Raw genomic sequence first — 20,299 nt, 5'->3', positions numbered from 1 at the left:
GGAGACGCTTAGGCGATCAGGAAAGGCAGCAGGCCGAGCAGGCGGGCGCGCTTGATCGCACGGGCCAGTTCACGCTGCTTTCTGGCTGAAACCGCGGTAATGCGGCTCGGAACGATCTTGCCGCGCTCGGAAATGTAGCGCTGCAGCAGACGGATGTCCTTGTAGTCGATCTTCGGCGCGTTGGAACCGGAGAACGGGCAGGTCTTCCGGCGGCGGAAGAACGGACGGCGGCTCGGAAGCTGTGCAACATCAACCATGATCTCTTACTCCCCTTCTGCACGGCGCGGAGGACGGCTGCCACCCGGGCGGTCGCCCCGGTCGCCACGATCGCCCCGGTCACCGCGATCGCCCCGGTCACCACGAGGTCCATCGCCGCGTCCGCCGCCACCACGGCGGTCGTCACGGTCACGCTTTTGCATCATTGCGGACGGTTCTTCGTCCAGCTCTTCGACGCGGAACGTCATGAAGCGCAGGACATCTTCGCTCAGACCCATCTGGCGTTCCATCTCGGCAACCGCTGCATGCGGTGCGTCGAGGTTCATCAGGGTGTAGTGAGCCTTGCGGTTCTTCTTGATACGGTAGGCAAGGGATCGCAGACCCCAGGTCTCCACCTTGCCGACAGTACCGCCGGCGCCTTCGATGAGGCCCTTGTACTGTTCGACGAGTTGTTCGACCTGCTGGGCCGAAACATCCTGGCGCGCCAGGAAAACGTGCTCGTAAAGAGGCATGAAACAAGCCTTTCTTCGTGTTGACAACGCAGGGCTGGCGCAAAGCCTCCTCGCAGCTTCGGAAAGGCACGAGAATTCTAACGAGAGCGGGAACACGGGAAGTCGGATCTTTTCAGGGATCCTGGCAAATGCCCTTCCGTTCAGCCCCCGGCCATACCCCGGATGAAGCGCGCTCTATACTCCGTTTCATGGAAATTGCAAGCTCAATCCGCCAAAAGATGAGGGAAACCGCAAAGCCTGCATTGCCCCTCTGGAAGCAGCGGTTTCTTGCCGGAATGACTCTTGGGAACACGTTTTTACGGGCTGTCCCTACCGCAATCAACATCTGGAGAAAGAAATCGGAAAATTGGCTTTTCGGATGCGGCCCGGCAGGAAAACGCGTAAACAAGGCACGAATTTGTAATTGATTGAGGGCTGGGCCTTGACAGTTTGGTCAAGAGCGTATCATAGCCTCGCGCCAAGTTAGACATGTGGCCCCGGGCGGGCCGCTGCACCGCTTTCAATCAAAGCCGAAGATCTTTTGCCGGACGGCAGGGATTTCATACGTGTCACGGAGGCGTATTCCAGATGACCATCGCATTCACCTTTCCCGGACAGGGCAGCCAGAGTGTCGGGATGGGCAAGATCCTTGCCGATACCTATCCGGAAGCGAAAGCTGTCTTCGATGAGGTGGACGAGGCGCTGGGTCAAAAACTCTCAGAAATCATGTGGACCGGTCCGGAGGACGCGCTGACACTGACCGCGAATGCCCAGCCGGCCCTCATGGCCGTCAGCCTCGCCACCATGCGCGTCCTGGAATCCAAGGGCTTCGATCTGGCCGCCGGCGTCGCCTATGTGGCCGGGCATTCGCTTGGTGAATATTCCGCGCTCGCGGCTGCCGGCAGCCTGGATCTGGCAACCGCCGCCCGCCTGCTGCGCGTGCGCGGCGATGCCATGCAGAACGCGGTGCCGGTCGGTCAGGGAGCAATGGCAGCACTTCTGGGGCTTGATTTCGACACGGTCGTGCAAGTCGCCGAGGCCGCGGCCCAGGGCGAGGTCTGCCAGGCGGCCAATGACAATGCGCCGGGTCAGGTGGTCGTCTCCGGTCACGTGGCCGCCGTCGAGCGCGCCATCGAGATTGCCAAGGCCAAGGGCGCCCGCCGCGCCTTGCTGCTGCCGGTCAGCGCACCGTTCCATTGCGCGCTGATGGCGCCTGCGGCTGACAAGATGGCCGAAGCGCTCGCCAATGCGGAGGTCCGCTCCCCCGCGGTGCCGCTGGTGGCCAATGTCGTCGCCGGACCGGTCACCGATCCCGATGAAATCCGGGGCCGGCTCGTCGAACAGGTAACCGGCACAGTGCGCTGGCGGGAGAGTATTACCTGGCTTGCGGAAAACGGGGTCGACACATTTGTCGAAATCGGAACGGGTAAGGTGCTGACCGGTATGGTCAAGCGCATTCACAAGGACGCCACCGGTCTTGCCGTGAACACACCGGAAGACATCGACGCCGTGCTGGAAAAAATCTCCGGCTGACGCCTCTATCGCCGGCCATCAGACCTCAAGTCCCGCTGCGGGGCGCATTCAGGATCAGGGAAGGACCCCCACATGTTCAGCTTGGCAGGGAAAAACGCTCTCGTCACCGGCGCAACCGGAGGGATCGGCGAGGCCATCGCCCGTGTGCTTCATGCGCAGGGAGCGACGGTTTCATTGTCCGGAACCCGGGCGGAGAAACTGGAAACCCTTGCCGCGGATCTGGGCGAGCGCGCCTTTGTGACGCCCGCGAACCTGTCGGACCGGGAAGCTGTCGGGGGACTTCTTGCCACGGCCGAGGAAAAGATGGGCTCCGTGGACATCCTGGTCAACAACGCCGGCATTACCCGCGACAACATTTTCATGCGAATGAAGGATGAAGAGTGGGATCAGGTTCTGGAGGTCAACCTGACCTCCGGCTTTCATCTGTGCCGGGCTGCGATCAGGGGCATGATGAAGCGCCGCTCCGGCCGGATCATCGGCATCACGTCTGTTGTCGGGGTTACCGGAAATCCGGGGCAGGCCAACTATGCCGCGGCGAAGGCCGGCATGATCGGCATGTATAAGTCTCTTGCCCGGGAAGTGGCCAGCCGCGGCATAACGGTCAACACGATCGCACCGGGTTTCATCGAAACCGCGATGACCGATGCGCTGAACGACAAGCAAAAAGAATCGATTTTGACAAACGTCCCGGCGGGCCGTTTGGGGACTTCGATGGAGATTGCGTCCGCAGCGCTTTATCTTGCCAGCGAGGAAGCGGCCTATGTGACCGGTCAGACGCTGCACGTTAATGGCGGCATGGCTATGATTTAAAAGGAAATTTCGCCAAGCAGGCAAAAAGAATCCGGGTCGCTTCCATGCGGTCTGGACCGGCTGGTAAAGGGCAACAAAGTATGTTACCAACCCGCCGATTGTTACGAATTGCGCAGTCAAGTTCGAAATTCCGTGTTCGGAATTTCATCTTGCCTGCGCGTAGGCATCTTGAAGACAGCGATCGCCCGCCACCGCTTTCCTGGAAACCGGTGCGGGACAGCTTCGCCAGAGATGAACAGACGAAAACTAAGGAAATAAAAGATGAGCGATATCGCGGATCGGGTAAAGAAAATCGTCGTTGAACACCTCGGTGTGGATGCGGAAAAGGTCGTGGAAGGCGCAAGCTTTATTGACGATCTCGGCGCGGACAGCCTCGACACCGTTGAACTGGTGATGGCATTTGAAGAAGAATTCGGCGTGGAAATCCCGGACACCGCAGCAGAAACCATCCTGACTGTTGGCGACGCCGTCAAGTTTCTGGAAGCCAACAAGTAAGGGCTCAGCCCTTCCTGATTTTGATCTGAAAGATGGTGCCGGCGGGGCAGGTCCCCGCCAGGCCTTTCCAACGCAAGTGCAGGTGTATGAGGCGAGTTGTCGTAACTGGGGTTGGCATGGTGACGCCGCTTGGGTGTGGTGTCGATGTCACTTGGAAAAAGATCCTCGAAGGCAAAAGCGGGGCGAACAAGGTCACCAATTTCGAAGTCGACGATTTGGCCTGTCAGATCGCCTGCCAGATCCCGCGCGATCCCTCCGCAGAAGGTGCTTTCAATCCGGACGACTGGTTGGAAGTCAAGGAGCAGCGCAAGGTCGATGACTTCATCGTCTACGCCATGGCTGCCGCCGAACAGGCAATGGCCGATTCAGGCTATAAGGCCGAAACCTATGAGCAGCAAGTCCGTTCAGGGGTGTTGATCGGCTCGGGCATCGGCGGACTTCAGGGCATTGAACAGGGGGCGTATCTGCTGGCGGAAAAAGGCCCGCGGCGTCTCAGCCCGTTTTTCATTCCCGGCCGCCTCATCAATCTGGCCGGCGGCTATGTCTCCATCCGTCACGGTCTCAAGGGACCGAATCATGCCGTGGTGACCGCGTGTTCCACCGGAGCACACGCCATCGGCGATGCAGCCCGCCTGATCGCCTTCGACGACGCGGATGTCATGGTGGCAGGTGGGACCGAGTCTCCGATCTGCCGTTTGTCGCTCGCCGGATTTGCCGCGTGCAGGGCCCTGTCCACCGGGTTCAACGACAGACCCGAACAAGGATCGCGGCCCTATGACAAGGCCCGCGATGGCTTCGTGATGGGTGAGGGCGCCGGCGTCGTGGTTCTGGAAGAATATGAGCATGCCGTGCGTCGAGGCGCGAATATCTACGCCGAGGTCATCGGCTACGGGCTCTCCGGCGACGCTTTTCACATCACCGCCCCGTCCTCCGACGGCGACGGCGCCTTCCGTTGCATGGTTGCGGCACTGAAACGCGCGGAAATCACCCCGGCCGACATCGACTATGTCAATGCCCACGGGACATCGACACCGCTGGGAGACGAGATCGAACTGGGCGCCGTGACCCGGCTCGCCGGCGAACATGCGTCCGGCCTCACCATGTCTTCGACCAAATCCTCGATCGGCCATCTGCTGGGTGCGGCAGGGGCCGTCGAAGCCATTTTCTCGGTTCTGGCTATCCGCGACGGCATGGCTCCACCGACCATCAATCTGGACAATCCGTCGGTCGAGACCGCAATTGATCTGGTGCCGCACAAGCCGAAAAAGATGGACATCAACGTCGCCTTGTCGAATTCCTTCGGATTCGGTGGCACAAATGCCTCGCTTGTCTTCCGTAAAGTTGCCGCATAACCCATTCAAATTCTATCGGGCCGCACCGATTCTCAAGGTGCGGCCCGAGACGTTGATCGGGACCACTGGTCTGTTTGGGCATTCTTCGATCGCCATGGCGCGGACAAGATGCTCTAACGTTTTAAAGTCGATCAGCTTTTACGCTTTTATGTGAGCCCATATGAAAGCAGGTTGGTTTTGAGCCTGAATCAGGGATCTGGGGCTCAGTTTTGGAGGTGCGATCCAATATGCGCATTAAGCCGAAAAGCCCGCGTGAAGCCTTGCAGCCGGAACCGGCTCCGGGACCGCCGCAGCGGTCCCGTCACGTCCGCAATCCGCTCGTCATTCTGATCAACTTGATCATTTCGCTTGCCGTGTTCGGCCTCGCCGCGCTTGGCGGTGTGCTTTACTTCGGCAAGGAAAAGTTCGAGGAAGCCGGTCCGCTCGAGAAGGACGCCACGGTGGTGATTTCCTCCGGTGCGGGTCTTTCGGGTATCACCGACCGGCTGTCCAGCCAGGGGGTGATCGAGGACAGTCTCATCGATGAGTGGATCTTCAATCTCGGCATCCGCTTCTACAAGAATGCCACCCGGCTGAAGGCCGGGGAATACGCCTTTGCACCGGGCGTTTCGATGCAGCAGATCATGACCGATCTGGTGGAAGGCAATGCCGTGACACATTCCGTGACCGTGCCGGAAGGCTGGACCACGGCTCAGATTATCGAGCGCGTTCGCGCGCATCCGGTTCTGGTCGGGGAAATCACGGAGATCCCCGGCGAAGGAGACCTGCTGCCGGAGACCTACACCTTCGCGCGCGGATCGACGCGCCAGGAAGTTCTTGACCAGATGAAGGCGGCCCAGGAAAAGCTGCTGGTCGAAATCTGGGAGCGCCGCTCCGAGGACCTGCCGGTCGCCTCGCCGGAAGAGCTGGTGATCCTGGCATCGATCGTTGAAAAGGAAACCGCTCTGGCCGATGAACGGCCGCGCGTGGCGGGTGTGTTCGTCAACCGTCTGAACAAGAACATGCGTCTGCAGTCCGATCCGACCATTCTCTACGGTCTTTATGGCGGTGAAGCCTGGCTGCGGGACCGCTCTGCGATCAAGCAGTCGGACCTGAAGGCGGAAAATGAATATAACACCTATCAGATCGAGGGGCTGCCACCGGGGCCGATCGGCAATCCTGGCCGCGCGGCCATGGAGGCCGTGGCCAATCCGTCTCGGACCAAGGATCTCTATTTCGTCGCGGACGGGTCCGGCGGGCACATTTTCGCCGAAACCTATGAGCAGCATCAGGAAAACGTCCGCAAGTGGCGGCAGATTGAACGGGACCTGCGAGAAGCTGAACGGAACCAGCCAACACAGCCGGCGACGTCCAACTGATCGGGTAGCCGGGACGTAAGGCGGATATCGCTCGCATAACGTCCGCAAGGGGGGCTTATGGCACTGGCCAGCATGACGGGATTTGCGCGGGCCCTGGGGGAAACGGGACCGGTCCGCTGGACCTGGGAACTCAGGTCCGTCAATGGCAAATCCCTGGATCTGCGCATTCGCATTCCGGCCGGACTGGAAACGCTGGAACCGAAGATAAGAGAACGTTGCGGCAAGCTTCTCAGGCGCGGCAATGTCACGATCGGTCTCGCCATGCAGCGGAGCCAGGCCGAACAGCAGCTTCAGGTAAATGAAAAAGCTCTTGATGCGGTGCTTTCGACGATCGACCTTCTGAAAAACCGCGTGCCGGATCTCGCCCCGCCTTCCCTTGACGGTATCCTGTCACAGAAAGGCGTGTTCGAGCTGAAGGAACCGGAAGAGGATGCGGATGCGCAGGCCGCCCTTCACAACGCGCTGCTGACCACTCTCGACGCCGCCCTGATCGATCTGGTCGATATGCGCCATACGGAAGGTCATGCGATCAGCGGCATCGTCCGCAAGCAGATTGACACCGTCGCGGAGCTGACACAGGCGGCCGAAAACCTGCCGGCCCGCAGGCCGGAGGCGATCAGGGCCCGGCTGCAGAAGCTGGTTCTCGATCTCATGGATGTCTCCGACGGACAGCTCGACCCGCAGCGCCTGCACCTGGAAGCGGTAATGCTGGCGACAAAGGCGGATATCCGGGAAGAGCTCGACAGGCTGCATGCCCATGTCTCCGCCGTCCGCGAGCTGATGGACGCCGGCGGGGCGATTGGCCGCCGGCTCGATTTTCTGGCGCAGGAATTCAACCGCGAAGCCAATACCTTGTGTTCCAAGTCCAACGATGTCGAATTGACGGCGATCGGGCTGGACCTGAAGGCGGTCATCGATCAAATGCGTGAGCAGATACAGAACCTGGAGTAGACCATATGAGTGAGGCGCGCACTGGAACCCCGGCTGGAACGACCGTCAGCGCGGAGCAGGCGGAGCAGCAGCGCCGGGGCCTGATGCTGGTCCTGTCGTCCCCTTCGGGTGCCGGCAAGTCCACCATCGCGCGCCTGCTTCTGGAAAAGGAAGACAATCTCGAATTGTCGATTTCCGTGACAAGCCGGCCGCGCCGCTCCAGCGAAGTCGACGGCGTGCATTACGAGTTTCTGGACGCCAAGCGGTTCGAGCAGATGCGCGATCACGGCGAACTCCTGGAATGGGCGGAAGTGCACGGCAACTACTACGCGACGCCCCGAGCGCCCGTTGAAAATGCCATCGAGAACGGCCGGGACATCCTCTTCGACATCGATATCCAGGGCACTTTTCAGCTTTACGAGAAAATGCGGTCCGACGTCGTTTCCATCTTCATTCTGCCGCCGTCGATCGCCGAAATGAAATCCCGTCTGCACAGGCGTGCCGAAGACACCGAGGAAGTCATCGCCAAGCGCATGAAAACCGCGGTCGAAGAGATGTCCCACTGGGGGGAATACGACTATGTGGTCGTCAACGACGATCTGGAACGCGCTTTCGAAAATGTCCGCTCGATCCTGAGGGCGGAACGCCTCAAGCAATTCCGCTCCCCGAGGATCGGTCCGCTTATTCAGGGCATGGTCGATGATCTGCAGAAGGAACTGGCCGAAGAGTGAAGTGGAGCTGGAGGCGCGGGAACCGGATTATAGCATTTCGCGTCAAATCGAATTCAGGAAATCGCCCGAACGCATTTGCAATGAAAACGCTGCCTCGGGTGTCTTCCTGACCCCATGGTTCTGCTTAAACGCGACACACTCCAATTAGGCACTTTAAACCGCCCCGGCTGCCCTGAACACATTGGCGAGGTTCACGAACCCGGCAATGTCTATTTCCTCCGCCCGCGCAGTCGGCTCGATGCCAGCCTGTTCAACCAACTGTTCGGCCTCCGGCGAGAGCGCCTTGAGGCTGGACCGCAGCATCTTCCGGCGCTGGCCGAAGGCGGCGGCGGTGATCCGTTCCAGAGCGGTCAGCTCGCAGGGCAGGGGCGCGGGATTGGGCGTCAGGTGCACCACCGCGGAGGTGACTTTCGGAGGCGGTGTGAACGCCTTGGGACTGATATCGAACAGGATGCCGCCCTTGCACCGCCATCCGGCCAGCACGCCGAGGCGGCCATAGGCCTTTGAGCCCGGCGGCGCCGTGATCCGCTCACCGACTTCCTTTTGAAACATCAGCGTCAGCGACGACCAGAAGGGCGGCCAATCCGGTGTGGTGATCCAGTTGAGAAGCAGTTGCGTGCCGACATTATAGGGCAGGTTGGCGGCGATGCGTATGTTGCCGCCACCGGTGAGGGCAACGGGATCGAGCTTGAGGGCATCGCCTTCGACAACTTCCAGCCGTCCCGGATAACGAGCTGAAATCTCGGCAAGGGCGGGCAGGCATCGGCTGTCCTTCTCGATCGCGACAACTTTTTTGGCGCCGGCCGCCAGCAGAGCTCGCGTGAGACCACCTGGTCCGGGGCCGATTTCCAGAACGGTGCAATCTTCCAGGCTTCCGGCCGACCGCGCGATGCGCGAGGTCAGGTTCAGGTCGAGCAGGAAGTTCTGTCCCAGCGACTTTCTTGCATCCAGACCATGAGCCGCGATCACATCGCGCAGCGGGGGCAGATCGTCTAACTGGGCCAATTTACACCTGATCGGGATTGGCGAGAACATCCGCAAGACGCACAGCCGCCGAGAAGCTGTCGATGCGGGCCGTGCCGGAGCCAGCCAGCCCGTAGGCCGTACCGTGGTCCGGCGAGGTGCGCACGAAGGGCAGGCCGAGGGTAACATTCACGCCCTCGTCGAAGCCGATTGTCTTGGCCGGAATGAGCACCTGATCGTGATACATGCCGAGCACGCAGTCGTAAGCCTTGCGCGCCGGGGGATGAAACAGTGTATCCGCGGAATGCGGGCCGGTTGCCGCTATACCCGCCGCTTTCAGCCGCGCGACCGCCGGTGCGATAACATCGCGGTCTTCCGTGCCGATGGTGCCGTCTTCCCCCGCATGCGGGTTGAGCCCGCAGATCGCCAGCCGCGGATTGGAAAACCCGAAACGGGTCTGAAGGTCATGCGCGGTGATTTCCCCGGTTTCGACAATGAGATCTTCGGTCAGGGCGGCCGGAACGTCCTTGATCGGAATATGGATGGTCACCGGCACGACCATCAGGTCCGGACCGGCAATCATCATGACCGGTTTTGCCGGAGCGCCGGGCCAGTGTTTGCCGGCAAGCGCACCCAGAAATTCCGTATGGCCTGGATATGAAAACCCGGTTCTGTAGAGCGCGGCCTTGTTGATCGGGTTGGTAACCAGGCCGGAGGCCAGGCCGCCGCGGATATCTTCGACACAGCCTTCGATGAAGGCGATGACCGAAGAGGCGGTTTCGGCCTGTTCCACGCCCGGCCGGTCCACCAGAGCGGGACCCGTCTGCACGATCGGCAGGGACTTTGAAAAATGCGCGCCGGCCTGATCCGGCGACACGTCTTCGAGGCGGATATTCAGACCGATCGCGTGCGCCCGGCTGGCGAGCAGGGCTTTATCCCCGCGCACATAGAACGGCGGCAGATGGAGAGCCTTGCGGTTGGCCCAGGCCAGAAGAACCAGATCTGGCCCGATACCCGCAGGTTCCCCCATGCTGACGGCGATCGGTTTTTTAGGGGGGCGGCCCATATCGGCTCAGCGGTAGATGATGGTCGCGCGGCGGCGGATTTCCAAGAGGTAACGGCGGGACTGGCTTTCGCCTTCCTTCGCGCGCAACTCATTTTCCAGCTCGGTGCGCACGGCGATATCCGATGCGATCTCACGTTTGCCGCAAAGAGCGATCATTTCATAGCCGATAGGGGTCATGGTCGGTTTGGTCAGATTGCCGGGTTCCAGAGCTTCTATCTCCGAGCGCAGGTTTTTCGGCAGTTCCGTCTCAAGCCGGCGGCCGATCGGCTGGACGACCACTTCGCTGTATTTTCCCAAAATAGGGCCCGAGTTGTCGCAACCGCTGAAGGCGGCGCGGATCTGGTTGCTTTCCTGTTTGCGCTTGGACTTGAAACCGCCGGAGGCATTTTTCGGCACGACGACGATCACGCGCTTGAGATCGTATTCGACCGACTTTTGCCGGTCTTCCTCATCGGTCTTTTTGAGCGCCGCGATGATATCGGACTCGTCCACATCGATATTACCGCTGAAGCGGCGGCTCAGAACCTGGTTCCACGCAATCTGCGCCTTCAGGCGGTCTTTGAGCGTGTCCGCTTTGACACCGCCGCTGCTCAGGGCCTTGGAAAGCTGCGAAGGCGTCATTTTCACATTGCTGGCAATGTTGTTAAAGGCGTTGTCGACTTCGGTCCGGCTGACTTCGATGCCGACCCGTTCCGCTTCGGCCAGCTTGATCAGATCGTCGACCAGTTCCTCTTCCGCCTGACGCTTTGCAATCGAGGCCGATTTGCGCTGTGTCAGTGTGATCAGCCGGGAACGCTGGGTAATGTCATAGTCGGTGATGGGAATATCGTTGACGATAACCTTGATCGCGGCCGTTGCCGATCCGGAAAAAGGGACCGCCAGGACCAGCGCGAGGCTGAAGAAAACCGGGACGAAACGAAGTCGCATTGCCTAACCATCCGTGCTGGCCTGAGGCCAAACCGAAGTTTGAACGTGACGCGGCTTAAAGGAATCGCCTCACGTTCTGATGTGTCTGTGATCAGTTGTGTCGCATATCGCGGCCACAAATTCAAAGTTTCCGCGCATCATGCTTTATTTCATGGCGGTATGATGACTTTGCGGAAGTGCCCGGACTGCTCTGATGTTGTGTTAAGCGGCCTGGGTCACCGGCCCATAAAGGAAACTGACCTAGTTCAGTGCACCGCTGGAAACCTGCGTATTGCCGATCGTTCTGAGGCCGATCCGGAAATAGAGCGTGCGGTCCACCTCGTCGCCGTCATTGCGGCTGCGGTCTTCGGCATAGGAGACGGACAGGGAGAAGCCTTCGTCGTCATAGCCGATCCCGAAGCCGTCCTGAACGATGTTGTCGTTTTCCAGGTCGTAGCGCATCGATCCGAAGACACGCCAGTTCTCTTGCAGCCGCAGGCTCGCCGAGCCCAGAAGCTCTTCCCGGGGGGCGTCGATGCCGACATCGGGCTGGGCATTCAGGAAGGCGTAGGCGAGAGTGGAAACCACCGGGCCGTATATACCGGTAGCCTGAGCCTGAACACGGTTGACCGAGAAATCGTCCTTGTCCATACGCGCCTGCGCGCCGAGCTTCACGCCATATTGCGTATCCAGATAGAGGCTGCCGACATAGTCGGACAGGGTCGTGGCAAGGCCTGAATCCTCGGTGGCGCCCAGAATATCCGGCACCGCATAGGAGTTTTCCCCGGCCAGCTGGTAGGATCGGCCGAACAGGCCGCTGACGTAATAGCCGCTGTCCAGCTGAAGCTTGTAGTTCAGGCCGACATTCAAACGCGTGCCGCCCTCGGCGCGGTCAAATCCGGAAAACTTGTCATAGTCGAACAGGGTCGTGGTGTCGAAGACGATACTCTGTGCGTCGTCGTTTGGCAGTTCCCCGATGCGCTGTTCGTTGGGACGGGCAACGATCTGCGCGATCGGCTCGAGAATCTGGTTGCCGCCGTTAAACGTGGCGATGAAGGGATAGCGGTATTCAAGGCCTATGGCCGGCATGGCGCGGCCGACAAAACTCTCCCCGCTCAGGGCGGTTACGTCGGAATCGGGCGATGCCAGAAAAAACAGGTCGCCGCGCATATAGGCGAAGGGAGTGAAGGACTGGCCGAGCGGGTCGACGAAGGTCCGGCGCCAGTTCCCCTTGACAGACAGGCGGGAGAACGTGCCGTCCACCCCCCGGAATTTCGCCGTCGTGCCGCCGTTGATCGAGAAGGCGTCGGTCTCGTCGCGCGTGAGCGACGTGAAGTTGGCGGTCAGCGCGAGCTCACCCGCCAGAACAGGGTCAGCGAAAACATAGTCATAGTCGATAACAGGCAGGACAAGCGGCTGTTTGTCCTGCAGCGAACTGCCGACCGGAGAAAATCCATTGGCATCGAATTCGCTGTCGACATAGTCTTCCTGAGAAATCTGGAAAGCGTAGGCGCGAACGGTCAGCGCGTTGCGGTCCGTCTTTCCTTCCAGATAGATCTCCGAGGTTTCACTGTTGTCGCCGAAGCTGGTGAAGGAATAGTCCTTGAAAAAAGCGCGGTCGCTCTTGTAGGTGAGGTCCCAACCAAGGGTCCAGTCCCGCGTCAGACTGAGAGACGCCTGCGAATTGACGGCGCCGCGCCAGCGTTCGTCGGCCCTGGAAGTCGAAAACTCGCCGGGACGCGCCTGGAAAAGCCCCGCGGCGGAGACGCTGACCTGGCCGGCATGGAACCTGTGACGGTACTCCACGTCTCCGAAAAGCCCTTGCTTTGTCAGAGGCGTTAGCGTGGTCGTCATGTCGTAGTACGGGTTGAGCGCCCAGTAATAGGGAACGGTCACACCATAGCCGAGCTTGTCCGAAACGATACCGCTCGGCATGAGAAAACCGGATTTTCTCTTGATCGTGGGGTCCGGCATCGACAGGTAGGGCAGGTAGGCGATCGGCTGGCCGTAGACCTCGAAGGCGGCGTTCTCGAACCGGATGATCTTTTCCTGCTGATTGTGGATGATCTTCTCGGCCCTGACGCGCCAGAGCGGCGGCTTGTCCGGCGGGGTGGTCGGCTTGGTATAGACCGTGTAGACGCCATTCTCGATGGTTGTGATGTTATTGCCTTCGCGCCGCGCCTGTTCTGCCAGGAACCGCGTGCGTTTGGTCGTGTCGATTTGCAGGGCTTGCGCGAAACCTTCCGAAAAATCCTCCGACAGGGTCAACTCTTCGGTGCGCACGACATTGCCGCTGGCTTCGATGAAGATGACGTTGCCCTCCGCCTTGAGCTCCTGGCTCTTGCGGTTGAAGACAATCCGGTGCGCCTGCACGGTGTTGCCGTCGTAATAGACCTGCACATCTCCGGTCGCGACGATCAGGTCCCGGTCGAAGTCATAGGTGATCTCGCTGGATTCCAGCAGCAGATTGGCATCCGGGTCGATATCTCCGGCAAATCCGGTTGCAAGGTCCTGGGCATGCGCGGGGACCGTGACCGCATGACAAAGGGTTGCCGCAATGGCAAACGCGCTCGCCGCCACCAGCCGTCTGCCCCTTTCGGACCAAATCTCTGTGTTCAGGAAAAACGGAAAAGACATAGGCCCTTACCCGTCTTCCTGATGCAAGAGAATCGTCAACCCCATTAGTACTCCAAATATTCCAGGCGCCCACGCGGCCACCACGGGAGGTACTATACCCGCCCCCCCGAAGTCCTTGGCAAGCTCGGTTAGAACGTAAAGCACGAACCCGGAAAGGATTCCACCCAGAATCATGCTCCCCAATCCGCCAAACCGTGAAACTTTAAGGGAAACTGCCGCTGCGATCAAAATCATGGCCACCAAAAGAAGCGGCCTTGCCAGCAGGGACTGGTACTGCAGATTGTACCGGTAGGCGGGTAACCCCGCGTTTCTGGCCAGTTCGATGAAACGGGGCAGTTTCCAGAAGGAAATCGATTCGGGTGACCCGATGCTTTCCCGAACCTCGGTTGCGGTCAAAAAGGTGCTCACCTCATAACGACCATAAGTCTGGGGATCCTGCTCGGTCGTGTAGACGATCGCGTCATCCAGGTACCAGATTTCGTCTCCCAGGCGGGCCTCGTCGGCCTCGATCCGCTCCCGGAAGGTTCCGTCCTTGTCGAAAGTGAAGATCGTCACGCCGATCAGCCGGGTCCCGCCCTCCAGAAGCTTCTTGGCCAGCAGCACCGATTCCCCGTCGAGCCCGTCCTGGCGGACCCAGACATCATTGGAGGTCTGCATGAGAAAGCTTTCCTCCGATCCGAACAGGCCGGCCGCGACTTCGTCCGATTTTTGCTGAAACCAGACGGCGGCGGGATTGTAGACCGTCACGGAAAGCACGCCGAGCACGATGCCGACGATGATCGCGGGCAGGGAAAACTGCCAGACGGAAATGCCGGAGGCCCGGGTGACCACCAGTTCCAGGCCGCGGCTCAGCGTCACAAAGGCCGCGATGGCGCCGAACAGCACGGTAAAGGGGATCACCTGTTCCAGAAGAAGGGGCACACGCAGAGCGGATATCAGCGCCACCCGCAGGACGGTGAAGCCTTCGCGGTCGCCGCCACGCCGCATCAGTTCCAGAACATCGAACAGATAGATCAGAACGGCCGCGAACAGGAGCAGGCCGAGTATCGCCTTCAGGAATCGTCCCGAGAAATAGACCGACAGGGTTCCTCCGAGCATTACGCCAGGCCTCCCTTCACACGGTTGGTCAGGGCTTCGATCCGTTCATGGACAGCCAGTTGAAAAGAGCTCAGCCATTTGGGTTCCGCACCGCGCTGTTCGCGGAATATTGACATGAGCGCGAGTGCCGACCCGGCGGCAGGAACCAGGTAAAGCAGGCCCAGTAGCGCGGTGGAGCCGCCCGAAATCGCCGTCACGCCGAAACCGGCCGTTCTCAGAAGCACACAGGCGCAAATCGCTCCCACAACAGCAAGGCCCCGGCCGTGGCGCGTCGTGCGGGCCTTTCCCAGAAAGGCGAAGACAATCAGGCCGAAGGCAATACAGTAAAGCGGCTGGCTGAAGCGTTCATGCAGCTCTGTCGTCAATTTTGCGGGATTTTTGAGGGCATAGTCGTCTTTACCTGCCGACGACAGCAGGTTGGCCGTTGTCCGCTCACTCGCCTTGTAGACCGGATCGCCGGCTTCGGGAATGAGATTGGACAGGTCGAAGGCGTAGGACTGGAAGCGGACGATTGAGATGTCGCCCTGTTTCTTGGGACGGCGCTGGATGGTGCCGTTCTGCATGACCAGCAAGGTCCGGTCGGCCGCTTCGATGATCAGGCCGGTGTCGGCCTGGTAGGTGAATGCGGTTGCCTCGTCCCTTGTGTCGTGCAGCAGCAGGCCGTCCAGGGTGCCCTTGCCCGACCGGTTGCGGATATGGAAGGTCAGGCCGTTCTCAACGGTGATAAAGCGGCCCGGCTTGACGATATTGGCGACAAGGTCCGCCCGCACCCGGGTGATTTCCGTTCTGAGCTGGGCAAGGCCCATCGGTGCGAAATACAGCGACATGCTGGCTGTCAGCAGCAGGACAACCGTGGAAAACAGCAGGACGGGCTTGAGCACCAGAAAGCGCGAGCCGCCACTGGCATCGATCACGATAAGCTCGCTGTCGCCGGACAATGCGTTCAGCACCAGGATGAGTGCGATCATCAGTGCGAAGGGCGCGACGATCACGATCAGAAAGGGCAGGGCCAGAATCGTGATGCCGATGAACTGAACGATGGTCTGGCCTTTCGAAGTGACCAGATCAAGCTGACGCAGGGCCTGCGTCGCCCAGACGACACCCGTCATCGCGGCAATTGTCAGCGTGAAGGCGTAGGCGGTCCGGCGGACGATGTAACGTTCGAGCGTTTTCATAAAGTTGCCGGACCATGTCCCTTGAAACGATGACTATAATTCAGCGCATCTCCGAATAACACGTAATGTGGTGAAGGGCCCATGAATAAGAATGGTTAACCTGCATTAAATTTAATCCCACTTGCCCAAAAGCTGTTGAAACCCCATGATTTGCAGGAAGTACCGCAATCACAGAGTTAGGTTGGTTCCGCCCTGCTACCGACTTTCTCTGAACGGACGAAGATCCAGAACAAATAGGACCGACGAATGATCAAACTTGCAAAAACCTCATTTTCAAAAGCAGAAGCTCCGAAGAAGGGCGTGGCCGTGATCCTGGCCGGCGAGGATTTGTCCCTGGGCACGGTTGCCGGTCAGGTCGTTTCCGCTCTTGAGGGCGGATTGCAGCGCGCCGCCGGGATCGCCGGCTTCAAGGGGCAAAAGAAATCCAGCCTGGATCTGGTCGCCCCGGCCGGACTTGGCCTGGACCGGCTGATCGTCTTTGGTATCGGCAAGCCTGGCGAATTGAGCAGGGAAGACTGGCGCGCATTCGGCGGCGCTGTCTTCGCCGAACTTCAAAAAGCCAAGGCGGACGCCGCGACCGTTCTTCTGGATGCGCCCGAGGGCGTCGAGATTTCCGCGGAAGCGGCGGCGGAATTCGCGATGGGCGCCAAACTGCGTTCCTATGCCTTCGATGCCTACAAGACGAAGAAAAAGGAAGAAGACAAGGACAGGGATCTCAAGCTCACCCTGTCGGTTGCCGATCTGAAGGGCGCCAAGAAAGCCTGGACCTCCGCGGAGGCCGTAACCGACGGCGTGATCCTGGCGCGCGACCTTGTGAACGAACCGGCCAACATCCTCGGTCCCGTCGAATTCGCCAGGAAGGCGGAAGAGCTTGAAAAGCTGGGTGTCGAGGTCGAGGTTCTCGGTGAAAAGGAAATGAAGAAGCTGAAGATGGCCGCGCTGCTCGGCGTCTCCCAGGGGTCTGTTCGTCCCCCGCGCCTGGCGGTCATGCGCTGGAATGGCGGCAAGAAGGGCGAGGCGCCCGTCGCATTGGTCGGCAAGGGCGTCGTCTTCGACACGGGCGGCATCTCCATAAAGCCCGCTGCCGGGATGGAGGACATGAAAGGCGATATGGGCGGGGCGGCAGCGGTCGTTGGCGCCATGCACGCCATCGCCGGCCGCAAGGCCAAGGCCAATGTGATCGGTGTCATCGGGCTTGTTGAAAACATGCCCGACGGAAACGCGCAGCGGCCCGGCGACATCGTCACGGCCATGTCCGGCACGACGATCGAGATCCTCAATACGGACGCGGAAGGCCGCCTCGTACTGGCCGACGCGCTCTGGTACACCCAGCAGAAATACAAGCCGGCCATCATGATCGACCTGGCAACGCTCACCGGTGCGGTGCTTGTCGCGCTCGGCAACTTCAACGCGGGACTGTTCTCCAACAATGACGATCTGGCCGGCAAGCTGCTGGCTTCGGCACAGGCAAGCGGCGAACCCCTGTGGCGCCTGCCGCTTTCAAGCGACTACGACAAGATCATCGACACGCCCAACGCGGATGTGAAGAACACCGGCGGCCGCTGGGCAGGCTCGATCACGGCGGCGCAGTTCCTTCAGCGCTTTGCCAATGACGTGCCCTGGGCGCATCTGGACATCGCCGGCACCGCCTTTGGCGCGCCAAAGGACGATATCTGCCAGAGCTGGGCATCCGGCTACGGCGTGCGTCTTTTGAATCAACTGGTGGCGGATCACTACGAGAGCTGATCGGCAAGGCCGGCCGGACAGAAACAGAAGGGGCGCGTCCCGGCAGGACGCGCCCCTTTTTCTGAGCGGGGACAAAGCCGCTCAGGCGACCTTGCGCTCGTGTTCGCCTTCCTCGACTTCTTCGACGATCTTGGCGACGAACGCCTCCAGATCTTCCGGAGAGCGGCTGGTGACAATGCCGTTCGAGATGGCGACTTCCTTGTCGACAACATCAGCGCCGGCGTTCTTCAGGTCGGTGCGGATGGAATGGTAGGAGGTCATCTCCCGGCCCTTCACCACACCGGCCTCGATCAGCAGCCAGGGCGCGTGGCAGATGGCCGCGACGATCTTGTCCGCGGAAACGAACTCCCTGACTTTGGCGACCGTTTCCTTGTCGGCGCGCAGAATATCCGGGTTCATCTGGCCGCCCGGCAGAACCAGGGCGATGTAGTCGTCGACGTTGACGTCGCTGATCTTCAGATCGGCGTTGAATTCGTCGCCCCAGTCCTTTTCCTTCCAGCCCTTGATGGCCTTGCCGTCCAGGGTCGCGACATGGACGGTCGCACCCTGTTCGCGCAGGCTGTTGAGCGGCACCTCGAGTTCCGACTGTTCAAATCCATGTGTCGCCATGATGAGAATTTTGGCTTCGGTAATCTTCGGCATATGGAATCTCCTGTTTTTTGCACGGCGGTCACGGATTGGGCGATCGCCGGTAACGCCTCGCCCTCGAAGGGAAGACTTTCAGTTGGTTCGATGGGTAAACGGCCGGGAAGGGGGAGCGTTCCCGGAAATTACGTGTACGTGAACCCTGGAACGCGACTGGATACCGGCCGGGTTTCGCCGGCCGGGTGTTGGGAGGGTGTTCCTCACATCCAGTAGTAGGGCACAGAGAAATAGTCGAAAGATCGCTTCTCCCACTCACGGTCCGAGTGCCAGTCAGGGTGCGTTCGCGGCGCGCCCTTCAGCTGTTCCTCGCTGATGTCCGTGACGAAGGCGTCCTTGGAGACATCGTAGCTGAGCTTCTTCCAGGGAATGGGATACTCATCCTGTCCAAAACCCAGGAATCCGCCGAAGGTCATGACCGCGAATGTGACGGTCCCGCTGTTTTTCTCGATCGTCAGATGATCGATTTCACCGACCTTTTCGCCCTCGATTCCGTAGACGGCGGTACCGTTCACATCCTTCGAGTTCACCACTGCCGAGCTGGCAAATTTCTGATCCATTTTTCCTCTCCTTGCAAATTCGTTGCAGGCAGCAGGAAAACAAATCGCTCTTGCTTCGGTTCCGTGTGGGCGCGGGAATTTTATCGAAAAATAATTTCTCAAACGAATGGAACTTCAGCCCGGACAGGGCAGGGCTGACCCGCGAATCCGGATCTCTTTACGGGCATGACCCGCGGAAGAGGAAGGCAGACCATATGCTGATCGCCCGAGAGCGCCCGATCGCTTGAATTCGGATGCGGGATGCTCGCCGGAAAAAGAAAAACCCGTCGCGAGGACGGGTTTTTCGAAAGACAGAAGTGAGGCGTTCAGCAGGTCTTATAGGCCTGGCAAGCGGTGGCCGGTTCGACCAGGAGCCCCATTCCAACGGTGGCGCCGGCAACGACAGCCACTAACGCACAAAACACAACAACACGTGCAAGCATTCACAAAATCCCCTTTTAAGCCGGTTCGGAATAACCGCTCACCAGCTCAAATCACCTGATCCATGGATCGTCCCCAGGGACGAAATCTAGCCAATCGACATTTGCGAAGGGTTAATGATACGAGTCTTGTTGCCTGTCCATGCCGCGTTTGCCGCCAAACCCATTTGGCGGCTCTGTTGTTGCATGACTGCATCACCTTCCCCCGTTGCCTCTGGATAACTTCCGGGCGCTGGCGGGAAACGCCTTAATTGAAACAAGGTTCCGCTTTCTTCGATGACAACTGAAGTCATGTTTTACCACCTGCTGCACCAACCGCTCGAGGCGGCGCTGCCACAGCTGTTGCTGAAATGCCTGGAGCGGGACTGGAAGGTCGTGGTGCAGACCGGATCCGACGAGCGCTGCAGCGCGCTCGATGCGCATCTGTGGACCTACGCCGATGACAGTTTCCTGCCGCATGGCACCAAGGCCGATGGCCATGCCGAACATCAGCCGATCTACCTGACAGCGCAGCAGGACAATCCAAACGATGCGGATGTCCGCTTTCTGGTGGATCGCGCGCCGCCGCCGCCGCTCGCATCCTACACAAGGGCTATCTACATGTTCGACGGCAATGACCAGGACGCCGTTCAGGAAGCCCGGATGCGCTGGAAGGAGGCAAAGGACCAGGGGTTCGACATCGCCTACTGGCAGCAGACAGAGGCCGGGAGTTGGGAGAAGAAGGCCTGATACCAGCTATCTGGTATGAAGGCTGGACGGAAACCGGAGAGGAATGCATGAACAAACTGAAATTGTCTTCGCAAGACCTGGTCAGGTCGGCAAGGGACCGGATCGAGGAAATCGAGACCGGTGATGCGATTGCCCTTCACGGCGATCCGGAAGTGGTGTTTGTCGACCTTCGCGATGTACGCGAACGGCAAAGGTCCGGTTTTATCCCTGGGAGCTTTCACTGTCCGCGCGGCATGGCCGAATTCTGGGTCGATCCGGAAAGTCCGTATTTCAAGGAAATTTTCGCCGAAGACAGACGTTTCATCTTCCATTGCGCTTCCGGCTGGCGCTCGGCCCTGACCGTGGCAACGCTCAACGACATGGGATTCAAGGCAGCCCATCTGAAGGATGGCTTCACCGACTGGGTGGAGAAGGGCGGACCTGTGGAACGGAAAGACTGACT

General features: G+C 59.8%; 21 protein-coding genes. 10 read left to right on the top strand and 11 right to left on the bottom strand.

Annotated elements, in window-relative coordinates; translation table 11 throughout:
- Positions 1-8: 8 nt before the first annotated feature.
- Both rpsR and rpsF read right to left on the bottom strand, forming a co-directional pair.
- A complete protein-coding gene (gene rpsR, locus CLV41_RS21120) occupies positions 9-257 on the bottom strand; it encodes a 30S ribosomal protein S18 (RefSeq protein ID WP_103224461.1) in 249 nt (82 codons plus the stop codon).
- A gap of 6 nt (positions 258-263) precedes the next feature.
- Positions 264-728 (bottom strand): 30S ribosomal protein S6, encoded by a 465-nt coding sequence (rpsF, locus tag CLV41_RS21115; RefSeq protein WP_103224460.1) that lies wholly within the window; start codon positions 726-728, stop codon positions 264-266.
- A gap of 567 nt (positions 729-1,295) precedes the next feature.
- On the opposite strand from rpsF, the gene fabD reads away from it, so the two are divergent.
- The 7 genes from fabD to gmk all read left to right on the top strand — a co-directional run bounded on the left by fabD (position 1,296) and on the right by gmk (position 7,916).
- Positions 1,296-2,240: an ACP S-malonyltransferase gene (gene fabD / locus CLV41_RS21110; RefSeq protein ID WP_103224459.1), complete on the top strand. Its 945-nt coding sequence runs from the start codon at positions 1,296-1,298 to the stop codon at positions 2,238-2,240.
- A 72-nt stretch (positions 2,241-2,312) separates the two neighbouring features.
- Positions 2,313-3,050 carry a 3-oxoacyl-[acyl-carrier-protein] reductase gene (gene fabG / locus CLV41_RS21105; RefSeq protein WP_103224458.1) on the top strand — a complete coding sequence of 246 codons (738 nt, stop codon included), beginning with the start codon at positions 2,313-2,315 and terminating at the stop codon, positions 3,048-3,050.
- Positions 3,051-3,311: 261 nt separating this feature from the next.
- On the top strand, positions 3,312-3,545 hold the full coding sequence (locus CLV41_RS21100; RefSeq protein ID WP_008194310.1) for an acyl carrier protein: 234 nt from the start codon (positions 3,312-3,314) through the stop codon (positions 3,543-3,545).
- Between the two features lie 86 nt (positions 3,546-3,631).
- The gene (gene fabF, locus CLV41_RS21095) at positions 3,632-4,897 is read left to right on the top strand and encodes a beta-ketoacyl-ACP synthase II (RefSeq protein WP_103224457.1); all 1,266 of its coding nucleotides are present in this window, start codon (positions 3,632-3,634) and stop codon (positions 4,895-4,897) included.
- Between the two features lie 227 nt (positions 4,898-5,124).
- Positions 5,125-6,255, top strand: a complete 1,131-nt coding sequence (mltG, locus tag CLV41_RS21090) for an endolytic transglycosylase MltG (RefSeq protein WP_103224456.1) — start codon at positions 5,125-5,127, stop codon at positions 6,253-6,255.
- Positions 6,256-6,312: 57 nt separating this feature from the next.
- Positions 6,313-7,206, top strand: coding sequence for a YicC/YloC family endoribonuclease (locus tag CLV41_RS21085; protein ID WP_103224455.1), 894 nt, complete (start codon positions 6,313-6,315; stop codon positions 7,204-7,206).
- A gap of 5 nt (positions 7,207-7,211) precedes the next feature.
- Positions 7,212-7,916 carry a guanylate kinase gene (gene gmk, locus CLV41_RS21080; protein ID WP_103224454.1) on the top strand — a complete coding sequence of 235 codons (705 nt, stop codon included), beginning with the start codon at positions 7,212-7,214 and terminating at the stop codon, positions 7,914-7,916.
- Positions 7,917-8,069: 153 nt separating this feature from the next.
- Here gmk and rsmA read toward each other — a convergent pair whose 3' ends face one another.
- The 6 genes from rsmA to lptF all read right to left on the bottom strand — a co-directional run bounded on the left by rsmA (position 8,070) and on the right by lptF (position 15,761).
- Positions 8,070-8,921 carry a 16S rRNA (adenine(1518)-N(6)/adenine(1519)-N(6))-dimethyltransferase RsmA gene (rsmA, locus tag CLV41_RS21075; RefSeq protein WP_103224453.1) on the bottom strand — a complete coding sequence of 284 codons (852 nt, stop codon included), beginning with the start codon at positions 8,919-8,921 and terminating at the stop codon, positions 8,070-8,072.
- Between the two features lies 1 nt (position 8,922).
- Complete coding sequence (pdxA, locus tag CLV41_RS21070; RefSeq protein ID WP_103224452.1) at positions 8,923-9,945, bottom strand: 4-hydroxythreonine-4-phosphate dehydrogenase PdxA; 1,023 nt, start codon at positions 9,943-9,945, stop codon at positions 8,923-8,925.
- A gap of 6 nt (positions 9,946-9,951) precedes the next feature.
- On the bottom strand, positions 9,952-10,872 hold the full coding sequence (locus tag CLV41_RS21065) for a SurA N-terminal domain-containing protein (protein ID WP_103224451.1): 921 nt from the start codon (positions 10,870-10,872) through the stop codon (positions 9,952-9,954).
- A 240-nt stretch (positions 10,873-11,112) separates the two neighbouring features.
- Positions 11,113-13,431, bottom strand: a complete 2,319-nt coding sequence (locus CLV41_RS21060; RefSeq protein ID WP_208987649.1) for an LPS-assembly protein LptD — start codon at positions 13,429-13,431, stop codon at positions 11,113-11,115.
- 63 nt (positions 13,432-13,494) lie between these two features.
- Positions 13,495-14,586 carry an LPS export ABC transporter permease LptG gene (gene lptG / locus CLV41_RS21055; protein WP_103224450.1) on the bottom strand — a complete coding sequence of 364 codons (1,092 nt, stop codon included), beginning with the start codon at positions 14,584-14,586 and terminating at the stop codon, positions 13,495-13,497.
- Positions 14,586-15,761, bottom strand: coding sequence for an LPS export ABC transporter permease LptF (gene lptF / locus CLV41_RS21050; protein WP_103224449.1), 1,176 nt, complete (start codon positions 15,759-15,761; stop codon positions 14,586-14,588). Before lptF ends, lptG begins: the two co-directional genes overlap by 1 nt.
- A 246-nt stretch (positions 15,762-16,007) precedes the next feature.
- Here lptF and CLV41_RS21045 point away from each other — a divergent pair, with 246 nt between their 5' ends.
- Positions 16,008-17,507 carry a leucyl aminopeptidase gene (locus CLV41_RS21045; protein ID WP_103224448.1) on the top strand — a complete coding sequence of 500 codons (1,500 nt, stop codon included), beginning with the start codon at positions 16,008-16,010 and terminating at the stop codon, positions 17,505-17,507.
- 81 nt (positions 17,508-17,588) lie between these two features.
- Here CLV41_RS21045 and CLV41_RS21040 read toward each other — a convergent pair whose 3' ends face one another.
- The 3 genes from CLV41_RS21040 to CLV41_RS27855 all read right to left on the bottom strand — a co-directional run bounded on the left by CLV41_RS21040 (position 17,589) and on the right by CLV41_RS27855 (position 19,421).
- A complete protein-coding gene (locus CLV41_RS21040) occupies positions 17,589-18,149 on the bottom strand; it encodes a type 1 glutamine amidotransferase domain-containing protein (RefSeq protein ID WP_103224447.1) in 561 nt (186 codons plus the stop codon).
- Between the two features lie 203 nt (positions 18,150-18,352).
- On the bottom strand, positions 18,353-18,709 hold the full coding sequence (locus CLV41_RS21035) for a PRC-barrel domain-containing protein (protein ID WP_103224446.1): 357 nt from the start codon (positions 18,707-18,709) through the stop codon (positions 18,353-18,355).
- Between the two features lie 508 nt (positions 18,710-19,217).
- Positions 19,218-19,421, bottom strand: a complete 204-nt coding sequence (locus CLV41_RS27855) for a hypothetical protein (RefSeq protein ID WP_170107275.1) — start codon at positions 19,419-19,421, stop codon at positions 19,218-19,220.
- On the opposite strand from CLV41_RS27855, the gene CLV41_RS21030 reads away from it, so the two are divergent.
- Positions 19,405-19,857 carry a DNA polymerase III subunit chi gene (locus tag CLV41_RS21030; protein WP_103224445.1) on the top strand — a complete coding sequence of 151 codons (453 nt, stop codon included), beginning with the start codon at positions 19,405-19,407 and terminating at the stop codon, positions 19,855-19,857. The two genes, CLV41_RS27855 and CLV41_RS21030, sit on opposite strands and share 17 nt — an antisense overlap.
- A gap of 47 nt (positions 19,858-19,904) precedes the next feature.
- Positions 19,905-20,297 (top strand): rhodanese-like domain-containing protein, encoded by a 393-nt coding sequence (locus tag CLV41_RS21025; protein ID WP_103224444.1) that lies wholly within the window; start codon positions 19,905-19,907, stop codon positions 20,295-20,297.
- Positions 20,298-20,299: the final 2 nt, after the last annotated feature.

The organism is Roseibium marinum (genome assembly GCF_002906165.1).
GTDB classification, from domain to species: domain Bacteria; phylum Pseudomonadota; class Alphaproteobacteria; order Rhizobiales; family Stappiaceae; genus Roseibium; species Roseibium marinum.
The sequence above is the reverse complement of the archived record's forward strand: the minus strand, read 5'-3'. Positions and strand labels throughout refer to the sequence as shown.